This window comes from Streptomyces sp. Je 1-79 (assembly GCF_025195125.1).
Lineage (GTDB): Bacteria > Actinomycetota > Actinomycetes > Streptomycetales > Streptomycetaceae > Streptomyces.
Genome location: NZ_JAMGSL010000015.1, coordinates 33632 through 48404 on the forward strand (window position 1 = coordinate 33632; position 14773 = coordinate 48404).

Below are 14773 nucleotides of genomic sequence, written 5' to 3' on the forward strand. Positions count from 1 at the left end.
GCGACCCGCCGTGCCACGGTTCACAAGTCAGGGGCGTGGGGCACTATGACGGAGTGGCAGCCGCACGGTCGTCCGCACGATCCCACGATCATGCCGGGCCGCTCAGCCGAGCGGGCCGGGCGGTCGGGCGCGCCCTGCACTGGCCGGTGACGGGCACGGCCAAGGGCATCCGCAGGGCGACGCACGCGCACGGCGCGGGCGAGTCGGGCCTGGGGAAGCTGATCGAGCTGCACGCCGTGAACGGGGCCGGCGACGTCATGATCACGGTCGCGCTCGCGTCCACGGTCTTCTTCTCCGTACCGACGGACGAGGCACGCGGCCGGGTCGCCCTGTACCTGGCGATCACCATGCTCCCGTTCACCCTGCTGGCCCCCGTGATCGGCCCGCTTCTGGACCGCCTCCCGCACGGGCGGCGGGCGGCGATGGCCGGGGCGATGCTCACCCGCGCGGTCCTCGCGATCACCATGTCGGGCGCGGTCGCGACCGGAGGCCTGGAGCTCTATCCGGCGGCGCTCGGCGTGCTCGTGGCCTCGAAGGCGTACGGAGTGGTGCGCAGCGCGGTCGTGCCACGGCTGCTGCCGCACGGCTTCTCCCTGGTCAAGGCGAACTCCCGGGTCACTCTCGCGGGCCTCCTCGCGACCGGGATCGCGGCGCCGATCGGTGCGGGACTCCAGCAGGTCGGGCCGCAGTACCCGCTGTACGGGGCGTGTGCGCTGTTCCTGCTGGGCGCGTACTGGGCGTTCCGGATGCCGCACAAGGTCGACTCGGCGAAGGGCGAGCGGCGGGTGCACCTGCTCACCCACGGCGAGAAGAAACCGAGCCTGCGGACGGTGGGGCCCTCGGTGCTGCACGGGCTCCAGGCGAACGCGGCGCAGCGGATGCTCTCCGGGTTCCTGATCTTCTTCCTGGCGTTCCTGCTGCGCGAGCATCCGCTCTCGGGGCAGAGCGCGGCGGTGTCGCTGGCGATGGTGGCGGTGGCGGCGGGGGTGGGCAACGCGTGCGGGACGGGTATCGGCTCGCTCCTCAAGGACCGTGGCCACGCGCCGGAGGTGATCATCGCCACGATGATCACGACGGTGTGCGGGGTGGCGATCCTCGCGGCGGCGTTCTTCGGCGGGGTGATGGTGGCCGTGCTGGGTGCGGTGGCGGGCCTGACCCAGGCGCTGTCGAAGCTCTCGCTCGACGCGCTGATCCAGCGGGACGTGCCGGAGGTCGTGCGCACGTCGGCGTTCGCCCGTTCGGAGACGCTGCTGCAGATGGCGTGGGTGGTGGGCGGCGCGATCGGCATCTCGCTGCCGCTGAGCGGCCCGGTGGGCATGTCGGTGGCGGCCGGGTTCCTGGGCCTGGGCGCCCTCCTCGCGGTCCGGGGCCTCCTCGTGGCCGCCCGCAAGCCGCTGCCGTCGACTCACCCGGAGTGACGCCCGGAGTGACACCCCGGGTACCCACGGCTGCCAGGCGAGCCGTCACCCCCGCCGGCACGGACGGCCTCCCGGGCCGCCGCCGCGCCGCCACACCGGGGGGAAAACGCGGCGCGCCGCACCCCCGCGTGGCGGAGTTCGACACGCCCGATAGCCTTCGGGCCATGACCGTTGCGTTCTTCACCGGCTCGCGCCGCCGGGCCGCCGTCGCCCTCGGGGCCGTCTCCGCCGGGCTCCTCGTACTCTCCGCCTGCGACAAGCCGACTCCGCTCGCGACCCTGACGGTCGGGACCGACTCGGTGCACTCCGAGGCCGCCTGCTACAACGACGGCGACGCCATCAAGGAGTCGCAGATCCAGGAGTGCCTCAACAAGAAGGCCGAGAAGACCATCAAGGTCTCCGCGGACGACAAGATCCGCTTCGGCGTCGACCCGTCGATCGCCGAGAACGGCTGGACCATCTTCCTCGGTGGCCAGAACGCCGAGCCGGAGCCGTACAAGAAGACGTACCGGACCATCCCGGCGAGCGCCTTCTTCTCCTCCCAGACCGGCGAGGCGACCGACCAGTCCCAGGTCACCATCGTCGAGAACGACGGCAAGAAGCTGACCGGCATCTGGCACTTCGAGCTGAAGAAGGACTCCTGATCCTCCGGTGGTCCTCCGGATCCTGATCGTGACGGCCGTGACGGCGGAGGCGGACTCCGTCGCCCGCGGCCTTCGCCTCGACGGACCGGGCCCGGGCGGCGTCCCCCTCCCGGGCGGCTACCTGCTGCGCCGCCACGCGGACGCCGTGGACGTCCTCGTCGGCGGTGTCGGGCCCGCCGCGGTCGCCGCGGCGACCGCCACCGCGCTCGCCCGGGCGGCCGTCCCGTACGACCTCGTGGTCTCCGCCGGGATCGCCGGCGGGTTCCAGCCCGCCGCGCCCCTCGGCTCCGTCGTCGTCTCCGACACGATCGTCGCCGCCGACCTCGGGGCGCAGACCCCCGACGGCCACCTCTCCGTCGAGGAGCTCGGCTTCGGGCGCTCCACGCACCCCGTGGGCCCCGCGCTGACCCGGCGGGTCTCCGACGCCCTCACGCACGGCGGGCAGCCCCACACCGTCGGCCCCGTGCTCACCGTCTCCACCGCCACCGGCACCGCCGGGCGCGCCGCCGAGCTGGCGGTACGTCACCCGGGCGCCGTCGCCGAGGCGATGGAGGGGTTCGGCGTGGCCGAGGCCGCCGCCGCCCACGGCGTGCCCGTGATCGAGATCCGCGCCGTCTCCAACGCCGTCGGGCCCCGCGACCGCGCCGCCTGGCGCATCGGCGAGGCCCTGGACGCGCTGCGGCACACGTTCCAGCTGCTCAGCACCACCGTCTTCGTGGAGCCCGCCCCATGACGCCCAAGCTCAAGATCGCCTACTCGCCCTGCCCGAACGACACCTTCGTCTTCGACGCCTGGGCCCACGGCCGCGTCCCGGGTGCCCCGCGCCTCGACGTGACGTTCGCCGACATCGACCTCACCAACGGCTGGGCCGAGAGCGGGGACTCCGCGTACGACGTCCTCAAGGTCTCGTACGCCGTGCTGCCCTGGATCCTCGACGAGTACGCCCTGCTGCCCTGCGGCGGCGCGCTGGGGCGCGGCTGCGGACCCCTGGTGCTGACGCGGGAACCGGGCGTGGACCTGGCAGGGAAGACGGTCGCGGTGCCGAGCGAGCGCTCGACCGCGTACCTCCTCTTCCGCCTCTGGGCGGCGGACCTCGTCCCGGGAGGCGTGGGGAACGTCGTCGTCATGCCGTTCCACGAGATCATGCCCGCGGTGCGCGACGGGAAGGTCGACGCGGGGCTCGTCATCCACGAGGCCCGGTTCACCTACCAGAACTACGGTCTGCACGCCCTCGCCGACATGGGCGCCCATTGGGAGGACACCACCGGCCTCCCGATCCCGCTCGGCGCGATCGTCGCCCGCCGCTCGCTCGGCCCGGACGCGCTGCTGCGGCTCGCCGAAGCGGCCCGTGCGTCGGTACGGATGGCCTGGGACGACCCGTCCGCGTCCCGCCCTTACGTACGCGAACACGCGCAGGAGATGGACCCCAAGGTGGCCGATCAGCACATCGGTCTCTACGTCAACGAGTTCACGGCCGACCTCGGGGAGGCCGGCTACGCGGCCGTGCGCGGGCTGCTCACGCGCGCGGCGGCCGAGGGGCTGGTGCCGCCCCTCGGCCCCGACGCGCTGGCGTTCCCGTGACCCCGGCGGCCCTGCCGGGTCCGGAGGGGTCCTACGGGCCCTCAGGGGCTCGTACGGGCCCCGGCGTGGCTCAGACGTCGAGCTGGTCGGCGACCGCCCTCAGCAGGCCCGCGATCTTGGCGCCCTGCGCCTTGTCGGGGTAGCGGCCCCGCTCCAGCATCGGGGTGATGTTCTCCAGGAGCGTCGTCAGGTCCTGCACGATGGACGCCAGTTCGTCGGGCTTACGGCGCTGTGCCGCGGCGACGGACGGGGTCGGGTCGAGGACCGTCACGGAGAGCGCCTGGTCGCCGCGCTGTCCGGCGACCACCCCGAACTCCACACGCTGCCCCGGCTTGAGGGCGTCGACTCCGGCAGGGAGCACCGACGAGTGGACGAAGACGTCGCCGCCGTCGTCACGGGAGAGAAAGCCGAAGCCCTTCTCGCTGTTGAACCATTTGACCTTGCCGGTAGGCACGTCTGTCCTCGTCCTCGTACTCGATGGAATGCGCCGGGAATCCGGCTCTGGAGACCAGTCAGCGGTCCCCGAGGCACCAAGGCTAATGGGCTTCGGGCCGGTGACAAGACGTCGCCGGTTTGTTCCTCCGGCCTGGGAACTACCCTGGCTGAATGCGTAGTGAAACCCCTTCGGCCCCCTCGGACGACAGCGCTCCGGGTGACGGTCTCGTCCGTGCCGGTGCGATTGTCTTCATCATCGGAGCGGTGGCCACACTGGTCACGGTCGCGCCGCTGTTCCTCGGCACCGATCCGTTCCCGCCGATCGCGTACGCGGTGTGCATGCTGATGGGCGTCGGATTCCTGGTCGCGGGCGCCGGCGTGCTGCGTTCGATCGGGGCGCAGCGCCGGCAGGCGAGGGCGGCCGGGGCTCAGGGCCGGTAGGCCTGGTAGCCCTCCAACCAGGTACGGAAGCCGGTCAGGTCCGGCAGGACGACGTCCGCGCCCGCCGCGCGCAGTTCGGCCTCGTCGCACGGGCCTGTCGCCACGGCCACCGACAGGGCGCCCGCCGTCGCCGCGCCGCGCACGTCACCGGTGTGATCGCCGACGTACACGCCCGCGCCGTACTCGCGCAGCGCCTCCGCCTTGTCCTCGGCCCACAGCCCGCCGATGACGGCGTCGGGGTCGATGCCGAGGTGGGAGAGGTGCAGCTTGGCGTGCGGCTCGTTCTTCGCGGTGACGACGATCGCCCGGCCGCCCGCCTCGCGAACGGCTTGAATCGCATCCCTGGCGCCGGGGAGCGCGAGCGACGGCTCGATCGCGTACGTCGGGTAGAGGGCGCGGTACTGGACGACCCGCTCGGCTATCTCGGCCTCCGGGAACCACTGCGCCAGCTCGTGCTCCAGCGGCGGGCCGAGCCGCGAGACCGCCAGGTCGGCGTCGATCAGGACGCCGACCTGGGCGGAGAAGGCCTCGTACGTGGCCTTGATGCCCGGGCGGGAGTCGATCAGCGTCATGTCGAGATCGAAGCCGACGGTCAGCGGGAGTCGCGGAAGAGTCATGGGGGACATTGTGCCCGGGCGTTCGCATCGGGCCCTGGCCCCGACGGACTCCCCCGGCCCGGGTGGGGCGGTCGCCCCGCGGGGGCGGCACCGGGGGGGCGTTCCCGGTGGAGCCGTCGTCCCGCGGCTCCGGCCCCACGGTGGGGCGGTCGTCCCGCGGGGCGGCACCGGGGGCCGAGCGGTCAGTCGCTGTGGCGGCGGGCGCGCCACAGGAGGAAGAGGGCAGAGGCGATCGCCGCGCCCTTCAGCGTCCACGGCCACGTCTCCGACACCGCCGCCCCCATCCCTTCTCCGCCGACCGCCACCGGCTCGCCCCAGCGGCCCTCCACCCGGCCCCAGAGCCAGACCGCGCCCGCCGTGGCCGCGAGGAGCGGGAGTACGACGACCGCCCCCTGCGCCTCCGCCCGGGAGAGGCGGCGCGAGGCGTAGGCGAGGAGCCAGCCAAGGGCCAGGGCCACGAGGGAGCCGAAGACGGCGCCGCCGAGCAGGAGGAGCGCGGCGAGCACGAGGCCCAGTCCGCCCGGACGGAAACGACGCGAGGAGGCCACCGTCCCGGCCGCGCGCCGCCGGCTCAGGACGCGCCGCCACGCCGGACGCCGGACGGACCCGGACTCCTCGCCGGCGTCCTCCCCGTCCTCCGCCTCCCCTTCCGTCTCCTCCGGCGGCGGCTTCAGCAGCTCGGGGATCTCCACCCCGCCCCTGAACCCCGGCACCAGGTCGTCCCCCGGCCGGGGCGCCTCCTCCTCTTCCAGCCGCCACCAGTCCGGATCCGTGTCGGCCGACCCGACCTCGTCCGTCCCCGCCAGGTGCGGGGGCGTCGGTCCCGGTGCCGGTGCCGCGCGGGGAGCGGGCACGGCGGACCGCCCGCCCTTCCGGAACAGGCCCCGCCGCCCCGACGCCTCCGGCCCGTCCGACACCGCCTCGCGCGCCACTCCCGACGTGTCCGGCCCGGCCGCCGCTCCCCACGTCTTCGGCCCGTCCGCCACGCCCGGCGCCTTCGGCCCGTCCGGTCCCTGCGCGCCCTCCCGAGCCCTCGCGACCGGCGTGGTCCCCGTCGCCCGGTCCACCACCTCGTCCGGCGTTCCCAGCTCGTCGAGGAGGGAGCGCACCGCCGTCGGACTCTCCTCGCCGTACGTGGCGCGCCTGCGGTCGATCTCGCCCCGGAGCGACGACACGAGCCGCATCCGCGTGGCCGACGGCAGCTGCCGCTGCTGCGCCAGATCGCCCACCCGGCTCAGATAGTCGAAGACCAACTGGTCGCTCTCGATCCCCACAGTCCCCTCCACGGCCGGTACGCCCCGACGTTAGCGCCCGCGCAGGGGCTAACGTGGGGCGGATGGGGATCGGTGAGCTCGATCGGGAGGCGCACGTGCCCGGAGGAACTGACGCCGCCGCCGCGCCGCGCACGCTCGCGGAGGCGCTGCGCGCGCGGGGCGACGGAGGGCTCGCCGCGCTGCTGCGCGCGCGCCCCGACCTGCTCTCCCCCGTACCGAACGACCTGACCCAGCTCGCCACCCGGGCCGGCACCCGCGGCTCCGTCGTCCGCGCGCTGGAACGGCTCGACCGGTTCACGCTGCAGACCGCCGAGGCGCTGGCGGTGGCCCCGGATCCCGCTCCGTATCCCGTGCTCCTCGGGCTGCTCACGGGCGACGACGGCGACCCGGACATCGAGGCGGCGCTGCCCCGCGCCGTGGAGGTGCTGCGCGACCAGGCCCTGGTCTGGGGCGAGGACGACCGGCTGCGGCTCGTACGGACCGCGCGGGAGCTGCTGTCCCCCTCCCCGCAGCACCCGTCACCGACCGGTCTCGGGCCGGCCGTCTCCGAGGCGACGGCGGGGATGTCGCCCGGCCGGATCCAGGAGATCATCGCGACCGCCGGGCTGCCCGCGACGCACGACCCGGTCTCGGCGGTGGCGGCGCTGACGGAGCTCTTCACCGACCGGGACCGGATGGGCTCGCTGCTCGACACGGCGCCGTCGGAGGCGCTGGCCGTGCTCGACCGGCTGGTCTGGGGGCCGCCGTACGGGGAGATCACGGCGAACCCGGCGCCACCCGTCCAGTGGCTGCGCGACCGCGGCCTGCTGCTGCCCGCCTCGCCGCGCACGGTCGTCCTGCCCCGCGAGGCGGCGCTGCACCTGCGCGGCGGCCGGGCGCACCGCTCCCCCGAGCCGCACGCGCCCGTCCTGGCCGTGCTGCGCGAATACCGTCCCCAGGTTGTGGACAACGCGGCGGCCGGGCAGGCGCACACGGCGCTCTCGACGGTCGAGGAGCTGCTGAAGAGCTGGGACACGGGCGGCCCCGCCGTCCTGCGCGCGGGCGGGATGTCCGTACGGGACCTCAAGCGGACCGCCACCGCGCTGGACGTCTCGGAGCAGGTCGCGGCGTTCTGGCTCGAGCTCTGTTACGGGGCGGGTCTCCTCGCCTCGGACGGCGAGGCGGACGAGCGGTACGCGCCGACGCCCGCGTACGACGACTGGCTCGATCTGCCGCCCGCCGAGCGCTGGGCCCGGCTGGTCACCAGCTGGCTGGTGGGGACGCGGACCTCGGGACTGGTCGGCGGCCAGGACGCGAAGGGCCGCGCGCTCTCCGCGCTGGGCCCGGACCTCGACCGGGGCGCGGCACCGGAGGTACGGCGCAGGATCCTCACCCTCCAGGCGACGCTGCCGCCCGGGGCGGCGGCCGACCCGGAGGCGCTGCTGGCCAGGCTCCGCTGGGAGAGACCGCTGCGGGGCGCGACGGCGGGCGGCGCGGGCGCGCCGGACTCCGGCACCGGCACGGCCCCGGGCGGCCGGGGCCCGAGCGGGGCCGCGGGTGGGGCGTACGGCTCCGGCACGACGTACGGCACGGGCACGGGACACGGCACAGGCGGGACGTACGGCGCTGGTTCGGCGCACGGCTCTGGTGCGGCGCACGGCACAGGTGCGGCGCACGGCACAGGTGCGGGCGCGGCGTACGGTTCCGGTGGTGGCGGTGGCGGCGGTCTCGGCATGGGCCACGGTCCCACCGACCTCCGCTCCCGGATCGCCCTGTGGACCCTCTCCGAGGCCGAGCTCCTCGGGATCACCGGGCGCGGCGCCCTCGCCTCCCCCGCACGGGCGCTGCTGAACCTGCCCCTCGCCGAGGCGGCCGCCGAGCCGGTGGCCGAGCACGGCGTCGAGCTGTCCGTCGCCGCCTCCCGGGCCGCGACCCTGCTCGCCCCGCTGCTCCCCGAGGCCGTCGACCACGTGCTCCTCCAGGCCGACCTCACCGCCGTCGCGCCGGGACCGCTCCGGCGCCCGCTCGCCGACATGCTCTCCGTGCTGGCCGACGTGGAGTCGAAGGGCGGGGCGACCGTCTACCGCTTCACGCCCGGCTCGGTGCGCCGCGCGCTCGACGCCGGACGCACCGCGTCCGACCTGCACGACTTCCTGAAGGCCCACTCCCGTACGCCGGTCCCGCAACCCCTCTCGTACCTCATCGACGACGTGTCACGCAGGCACGGCCATCTCCGGATCGGCGCCGCCTCCGCGTACGTACGCTGCGACGACGACGCGCTCCTCGGCGAGATCCTGGCCGACAAGCGGTCCGCGTCACTGCGGCTGCGCCGTCTCGCACCGACCGTGCTCGCCGCCCAGACCGACCCGGCCGCGCTGCTCGACGGGCTCCGGTCGATGGGCTACGCCCCGGCCGCCGAGTCTGCGGCGGGCGACGTCCTGATCACCCGCGCCGACGCCTACCGCACCGGCGCCCGCACCGCGCCCGCGCCCGTCCCCGACGGCCCGCCCGCCCCGGACACGACCCTGCTCGGCGCGGCGGTCCGCGCGATCCGGGCCGGGGACCAGGCCGCGACGGCCGTCCGCAAGGAACGCCCCGAGGCCCCGGCACGCGCCGGCGGCGAGCTGCCCCGCACCTCGCCCGCCGAGACCCTGGCCACGGTCCAGGCCGCCGCGATGACCGGCTCCGCCGTCTGGATCGGCTACGTGAACGCGGAGGGCGCCGCCAGCCAGCGGGTCATCGCACCGGTGCGCGTGGAGGGCGGCTTCGTGACGGGCTACGACCACACGGCGGACGAGGTCCGCACGTACCCGCTGCACCGCATCACGGGTGTCGCGGAGCTCGCGGACGACCAGGCCTGACAGCCCCCTTCGCACGGCGGGTCAGGCACACTGGATGTTTGGCCCGTGCGAAGGGATGTACGTACGTGAACGGACCACTCATCGTCCAGAGCGACAAGACGCTGCTCCTGGAGGTCGACCACGAGCTGGCCGACGCCTGCCGGCGCGCCATCGCGCCCTTCGCCGAGCTGGAGCGCGCGCCCGAGCACATCCACACGTACCGGGTGACGCCGCTCGGCCTGTGGAACGCCCGCGCGGCCGGACACGACGCCGAGCAGGTCGTCGACGCGCTCGTCGAGTTCTCCCGCTACCCCGTGCCGCACGCGCTCCTCGTGGACGTCGCCGAGACCATGGCCCGCTACGGCCGGCTCACGCTCTCCAAGCACCCGACCCACGGGCTCGTCCTGACCAGCACCGACCGGCCGGTCCTGGAGGAGATCCTCCGCTCGAAGAAGGTGCAGCCGCTGGTCGGCGCCCGGATCGACCCGGACACCGTCGCCGTGCACCCCTCCGAGCGCGGGCAGATCAAGCAGACGCTCCTGAAGCTGGGCTGGCCGGCCGAGGACCTCGCCGGTTACGTCGACGGCGAGGCGCACACGATCGATCTCGCCGAGGACGGCTGGGCCCTGCGCCCGTACCAGAAGCAGGCCGTCGAGGGCTTCTGGCACGGCGGCTCCGGTGTCGTCGTGCTGCCCTGCGGTGCCGGAAAGACGCTGGTCGGCGCGGGGGCGATGGCCCAGGCGAAGGCCACGACGCTGATCCTCGTCACCAACACGGTCTCGGCCCGGCAGTGGAAGCACGAGCTGGTGAAGCGGACCTCGCTCACCGAGGACGAGATCGGCGAGTACTCCGGTACGAAGAAGGAGATCCGGCCGGTCACGATCGCGACGTACCAGGTGCTCACGACGAAGCGGAAGGGGATCTATCCCCACCTGGAGCTCTTCGACTCCCGCGACTGGGGCCTGATCGTCTACGACGAGGTGCACCTGCTGCCCGCGCCGGTCTTCAAGTTCACCGCCGACCTCCAGGCCCGGCGCCGGCTCGGTCTCACGGCGACGCTGGTCCGTGAGGACGGGCGGGAGTCGGACGTCTTCTCGCTGATCGGGCCGAAGCGTTTCGACGCGCCGTGGAAGGAGATCGAGGCGCAGGGGTACATCGCGCCGGCCGACTGCGTCGAGGTCCGGGTCAACCTGACGGAGTCGGAGCGGCTCGCGTACGCGACCGCCGAGACGGAGGAGAAGTACCGCTTCTGCGCCACGACGGCGACGAAGCGGAAGGTGACCGAGGCGCTGGTGCGGAAGTTCGCCGGGCAGCAGATCCTCGTCATCGGCCAGTACATCGACCAGCTGGACGAGCTCGGCGAGCATCTGGACGCGCCGGTCATCAAGGGCGAGACGCCGAACGCGCAGCGCGAGAAGCTCTTCGAGGCGTTCCGTCAGGGCGAGATCAGCGTGCTCGTCGTCTCGAAGGTGGCGAACTTCTCCATCGACCTGCCGGAGGCGACGGTCGCGATCCAGGTGTCGGGCACGTTCGGCTCGCGCCAGGAGGAGGCTCAGCGCCTGGGCCGGGTGCTGCGGCCGAAGGCCGACGGGCACCAGGCGCACTTCTACTCGGTCGTCGCGCGGGACACGATCGACCAGGACTTCGCGGCGCACCGACAGCGGTTCCTGGCGGAGCAGGGGTACGCGTACCGGATCGTGGACGCGGACGAGCTGATGGCGGGCGAGGGCGAACAGGCCGGCTAGCCACGAGCCGGCTGGCACCGGCCGACTGACGCGGGGCGGCTGACGCGGGGCTCCGGGTCCGGTCTGCGGGAACGTCGGCCGGGGCCGGTCGGCCGGCGTCGGCGGGGAGCAGGCCGGCTTGCGTCGGCCGGGCGCCGGGTTCCGTCAGTCCATCAGCGCGAGCACCGGGGCGATCACCGCCAGCCCGTACTGGAGGGCGACCGACCACTTGCGCGCGTCGTGGGCCAGGGCCGAGCGAGGCGGTACGGCGGCGACGAGGCCGGCCAGCGTGCCGAGGCCCAGCGCCCAGAAGGCCGCGCCGGCCGCGACGCCGGCCTTGCCGTCGTCGCCGATGGCGTCCTCCAGGACGGCGGCCCCGGTGAGGACGAGCGAGAGGAAGAGCACCAGGAAGCCGCCGAGCGCGAGCAGGCGCAGCGCGGAGGCGGATTCGGTGGTCGCGGGTGCCGTGGTCGTGTCCATACCCCCATCACATCAGCGGCGGACGGGCCGGGCATGGGCGCTCGTACTCAGTCCGGGCCTCCCACGTACCTGGGTCGTGGGTTCCTGACCCCTGCCTCCTCGGCGTACCGGCCGAGCACCACGACGTCCACGGCGGCGGTTCCGTAGGCGCGTATCGCGCGGAGCGCGAGGGCGAGGCGGCGGGAGCGGGGGATCGTGCGGTCCGGGGTGAAGGTCGCTGTGGTCATGCCTCCATCATGGAATCCGGACATACCGAACACATCACGCTGGGGGTGGAACTCTCGTCCCCCTCAGGGGGGACCCCTCCCCCTACGGGCCGTCCGCCCACGAAAACCGTTCGCCCCTCCCGCACCCCCGAAGCTACAATCTCCGACTTCCCCGCCTCCCCCCGTGGGAGCGCCCGCCCGTCTCCCACCGCCACCCTCAACCGATGCCCTTCGGGCAGCCCCACTCGTTGTCGCCGGGTCGGAAACCGGCGGCCGCCCTGTCGTGTCCCGCACCCCCCGGCCCGGAGGCTTCCGCATGTCCACGTCCGCCGATCCGCTCGCGCGCGAACGCGCCCATCTCGCCGACTCACGCGCCGCGCTACGGGCGATGCGCGAGGACGTCGAGGCGCTCGACATCAAGGACGTCACCGCCAACTGGGTCAACTCCGTCGTCCTCGGCCGCCAGATCGAGGAGCGCATCAAGGCCCTCGCCGACCTCTCCCACACGCCGCTCTTCTTCGGCCGCCTCGACTACCTGCACACCACCCAGGAGGGCCAGCGGTTCTACATCGGCCGGCGGCACGTCCACGACGCCGGCGGCGACCCCATGGTGATCGACTGGCGCGCGCCGGTCTCCCAGCCGTTCTACCGGGCGTCGAAGAAGGACCCGCAGGACGTCGGGCTGCGGCGCCGGTTCGGCTACACGGGCGGCGAACTCACCGCGTACGAGGACGAGCACCTCTCCGACCCCGCCGAGCAGGAACGGACGAGCCGGCTGCTCCAGGCCGAGATCGAGCGTCCGCGCGTCGGTCCGATGCGTGACATCGTCGCCACCATCCAGCCCGAGCAGGACGAGATCGTCCGTTCCGGCCTCGCCGGCTCCGTCTGCGTCCAGGGCGGCCCGGGCACCGGAAAGACGGCCGTGGGCCTGCACCGGGTCGCCTACCTGCTCTACGCGCACCGGGAGCGGCTCGCCCGCACCGGCACCCTCGTCATCGGGCCGAACCGGTCCTTCCTCCACTACATCGAGCAGGTCCTCCCCGCCCTCGGCGAGCTGGAGGTCCAGCAGGCCACCGTCGACGACCTCGTCGGACACGTCGAGGTGCGCGGCACGGACGAGGCGGCGACGGCTGTCGTCAAGGGCGACGCGAGGATGGCGGAGGTGCTGCGGCGGGCGCTCCGCTCCCATGTCACGCTGCCGACGGAGCCACTGATGGTCGTGCGCGGCTCGCGCCGCTGGCGCGTCCCCGCGTACGAACTGGAGGCGATGGTCCGCGAGTTGCTGGACCGCGACATCCGTTACGGCGCCGCCCGTGACGCGCTCCCGCAGCGCATCGCGCACGCCGTCCTGGTGCGCATGGAGCAGGCGGGCGAGGCCCCCGACGACCGGGTGCAGGACGCGGTGGCCCGCAACACGGCGGTGAAGGCGGCCGTGAAGGAGCTGTGGCCGCCGGTCGACCCGGCGAAGCTGGTGCTGCGGCTGCTGGGCGACGCCGAGTTCCTCGCCGAGCACGCGGCCGGTGTCCTGACCGAGGACGAGCAGAAGCTGCTGCTGTGGACGAAGCCCGCCCGGTCGGTGAAGTCGGCGAAGTGGTCGGCGGCGGACGCCGTCCTGATCGACGAGGCGAAGGACCTGGTGGAGCGTACCCACTCGCTCGGCCACGTCGTCCTCGACGAGGCGCAGGACCTGTCCCCGATGCAGTACCGCGCCGTCGGCCGCCGCTGCACGACCGGTTCGGCGACGATCCTGGGCGACCTGGCCCAGGGCACCACGCCGTGGGCGACCCGGAGCTGGGCGCAGGCGCTGACGCACCTGGGCAAGCCGCAGGCCGTCGTGGAGGAGCTGACCGCCGGTTTCCGCGTGCCGCGGGAGGTCATCGCGTACGCCTCCCGGCTGCTGCCGCACATGTCCCCGGGTCTGGCGGCCGTCGAGTCGGTCCGTGAGAACCCGGGCTCGCTGGCGATCCGCCACCGCGAGCCCGCGGAGCTGGACGCGGGGGTGGTGGAGGCCTGCGTGGAGGCCCTGGAGCACGAGGGCTCGATCGGTCTGATCGCCGCCGACGCCCGGATCGCACCGCTCGCCGAGGCGCTGGCCGCCGCGGGTCACGCCTACCTCCGGCCCGGCGAGGAGACGACGGCCGAGTCCCGGCTGACCCTCGTCCCGGCCTCGCTCGCCAAGGGCCTGGAGTACGACTACGTGGTCCTGGACGACCCGGCCGCCGTCGTGGACGGCGAGCCGGACGAGCGGACGGGCCTGCGGCGGCTGTACGTGGCGCTGACGCGTGCGGTGTCGGGACTGACGGTCGTCCACTCCTCGCCGCTGCCGAAGCAGTTGGACGCGTAGTTCGGGGCGCGGGGGTTCAGGACCTCAGGAACGCCCTGACCCCCTGGGACACACCGTCGTCGCCGAGCAGGGCGTTGTGGTCGAGGCAGCCGGCGGCGTTGTTGGCCGCCCCGGTCAGGGGCACGCTGTTGTCGGGGTTGACGACCTCGTCGCAGTTCGACCACCACGTGGCGTAGCGCACGTCGCCGGGGGTCTCGTCGCCCTCGGCGAGCCTCTTCTGGACGTAGGAGCCCGGGGTCATGTCGCGGCAGGCCTGGTCCCACAGCGCGCAGGCCCAGGCGGTGCTCGTGCCGTGGTTGGGGCCGGCGAGCGAGACCCAGTGGCCGACGGACGACCGTCCGGCGCCGTCGAACTTCACGTACCAGCGGGTGACGAGGCTGCCGAAGGAGTGGGAGACGAGGTCCACCCGGCTCGCGCCGGTCCGCCGCTTGACGTCCTCGACGTACGCGGCGAGTTCACCGGCGATGACCTCGTTCACGGACCGGTGGGTGTCGTAACCGAAGGAGAACAGCTCGGCGTCGGTGTACCCGTCGGCCCTGAGGTCCTCGCGCAGGCCGCCCCAGACGCCGGGGCCCGCGTTGTACCCGTGGACGAGGACGACGGGGGTGCGGGCGGCCGCGGCCTCCCGGGCCTGGGCGCCCGCGGCCGGGAGGAGCAGCGAGGCGACGACGGCGAACAGCGCGACGATCCTGACGTGAATCCCCAACACGCTTCCCCCTAACAGGTGTTACGCACGAGTAGTCAGGGGCATGGTGGGGCCTGGGGGCCGCGATGAACAGCCCCGTGCGCG

Annotated in this window: 14 protein-coding genes; 8 read left to right on the forward strand and 6 right to left on the reverse strand. The window is 73.9% G+C overall.

The features are described from left to right. The first annotated feature begins 53 nt into the window (after positions 1–53). From M5362_RS27330 to M5362_RS27345, 4 genes are all read left to right on the forward strand, one after another. A complete protein-coding gene (locus tag M5362_RS27330) occupies positions 54–1418 on the forward strand; it encodes an MFS transporter (RefSeq protein ID WP_260230451.1) in 1365 nt (454 codons plus the stop codon). 164 nt (positions 1419–1582) lie between these two features. Beyond that, positions 1583–2062: a DUF2771 domain-containing protein gene (locus M5362_RS27335; RefSeq protein WP_260230452.1), complete on the forward strand. Its 480-nt coding sequence runs from the start codon at positions 1583–1585 to the stop codon at positions 2060–2062. Between the two features lie 7 nt (positions 2063–2069). Continuing rightward, the gene (locus M5362_RS27340) at positions 2070–2795 is read left to right on the forward strand and encodes a futalosine hydrolase (RefSeq protein WP_260230453.1); all 726 of its coding nucleotides are present in this window, start codon (positions 2070–2072) and stop codon (positions 2793–2795) included. Next, positions 2792–3643, forward strand: a complete 852-nt coding sequence (locus tag M5362_RS27345; protein WP_260230454.1) for a 1,4-dihydroxy-6-naphthoate synthase — start codon at positions 2792–2794, stop codon at positions 3641–3643. The genes M5362_RS27340 and M5362_RS27345 overlap by 4 nt, the downstream gene beginning before the upstream one ends. A gap of 70 nt (positions 3644–3713) precedes the next feature. Here the strand turns inward: M5362_RS27345 and M5362_RS33230 are convergent, their stop codons facing one another. Beyond that, complete coding sequence (locus tag M5362_RS33230; protein WP_308354918.1) at positions 3714–4097, reverse strand: cold-shock protein; 384 nt, start codon at positions 4095–4097, stop codon at positions 3714–3716. Positions 4098–4249: 152 nt separating this feature from the next. Between M5362_RS33230 and M5362_RS27355 the strand changes: the two genes are divergently transcribed. Beyond that, on the forward strand, positions 4250–4519 hold the full coding sequence (locus M5362_RS27355) for a hypothetical protein (protein ID WP_260230455.1): 270 nt from the start codon (positions 4250–4252) through the stop codon (positions 4517–4519). Here M5362_RS27355 and M5362_RS27360 read toward each other — a convergent pair. Further along, on the reverse strand, positions 4507–5145 hold the full coding sequence (locus tag M5362_RS27360; RefSeq protein ID WP_260230456.1) for an HAD family hydrolase: 639 nt from the start codon (positions 5143–5145) through the stop codon (positions 4507–4509). The two genes, M5362_RS27355 and M5362_RS27360, sit on opposite strands and share 13 nt — an antisense overlap. 173 nt (positions 5146–5318) lie before the next feature. Continuing rightward, positions 5319–6410 (reverse strand): hypothetical protein, encoded by a 1092-nt coding sequence (locus M5362_RS27365; protein WP_260230457.1) that lies wholly within the window; start codon positions 6408–6410, stop codon positions 5319–5321. A gap of 62 nt (positions 6411–6472) precedes the next feature. Here M5362_RS27365 and M5362_RS27370 point away from each other — a divergent pair, with 62 nt between their 5' ends. Then, a complete protein-coding gene (locus M5362_RS27370) occupies positions 6473–9250 on the forward strand; it encodes a helicase C-terminal domain-containing protein (protein ID WP_260230458.1) in 2778 nt (925 codons plus the stop codon). A gap of 65 nt (positions 9251–9315) precedes the next feature. Further along, positions 9316–10974, forward strand: a complete 1659-nt coding sequence (locus M5362_RS27375; protein ID WP_260230459.1) for a DNA repair helicase XPB — start codon at positions 9316–9318, stop codon at positions 10972–10974. Positions 10975–11118: 144 nt separating this feature from the next. Here the strand turns inward: M5362_RS27375 and M5362_RS27380 are convergent, their stop codons facing one another. Together M5362_RS27380 and M5362_RS27385 are read right to left on the reverse strand one after the other, a co-directional pair. Then, the gene (locus M5362_RS27380) at positions 11119–11433 is read right to left on the reverse strand and encodes a hypothetical protein (protein WP_260230460.1); all 315 of its coding nucleotides are present in this window, start codon (positions 11431–11433) and stop codon (positions 11119–11121) included. Between the two features lie 47 nt (positions 11434–11480). After that, complete coding sequence (locus tag M5362_RS27385; RefSeq protein WP_260230461.1) at positions 11481–11660, reverse strand: hypothetical protein; 180 nt, start codon at positions 11658–11660, stop codon at positions 11481–11483. Positions 11661–11955: 295 nt separating this feature from the next. Here M5362_RS27385 and M5362_RS27390 point away from each other — a divergent pair, with 295 nt between their 5' ends. Further along, the gene (locus M5362_RS27390; protein ID WP_260230462.1) at positions 11956–13983 is read left to right on the forward strand and encodes an ATP-binding domain-containing protein; all 2028 of its coding nucleotides are present in this window, start codon (positions 11956–11958) and stop codon (positions 13981–13983) included. A gap of 16 nt (positions 13984–13999) precedes the next feature. On the opposite strand, the gene M5362_RS27395 is transcribed toward M5362_RS27390, so the two are convergent. Then, entirely contained in the window at positions 14000–14692 is a 693-nt protein-coding gene (locus tag M5362_RS27395) for a triacylglycerol lipase (protein WP_260230463.1), read from the reverse strand. Positions 14693–14773: the final 81 nt, after the last annotated feature.

Excerpts from the sequence above, each read along its gene's own strand:
- M5362_RS27360 (WP_260230456.1), bottom strand. The coding sequence starts at position 5,145 with ATGTCCCCCATGACTCTTCCGCGACTCCCGCTGACCGTCGGCTTCGAT.
- M5362_RS27370 (WP_260230458.1), top strand. The coding sequence starts at position 6,473 with ATGGGGATCGGTGAGCTCGATCGGGAGGCGCACGTGCCCGGAGGAACT.
- M5362_RS27380 (WP_260230460.1), bottom strand. The coding sequence starts at position 11,433 with ATGGACACGACCACGGCACCCGCGACCACCGAATCCGCCTCCGCGCTG.
- M5362_RS27385 (WP_260230461.1), bottom strand. The coding sequence starts at position 11,660 with ATGACCACAGCGACCTTCACCCCGGACCGCACGATCCCCCGCTCCCGC.
- M5362_RS27390 (WP_260230462.1), top strand. The coding sequence starts at position 11,956 with ATGTCCACGTCCGCCGATCCGCTCGCGCGCGAACGCGCCCATCTCGCC.
- M5362_RS27335 (WP_260230452.1), top strand. The coding sequence starts at position 1,583 with ATGACCGTTGCGTTCTTCACCGGCTCGCGCCGCCGGGCCGCCGTCGCC.
- M5362_RS27345 (WP_260230454.1), top strand. The coding sequence starts at position 2,792 with ATGACGCCCAAGCTCAAGATCGCCTACTCGCCCTGCCCGAACGACACC.
- M5362_RS27355 (WP_260230455.1), top strand. The coding sequence starts at position 4,250 with ATGCGTAGTGAAACCCCTTCGGCCCCCTCGGACGACAGCGCTCCGGGT.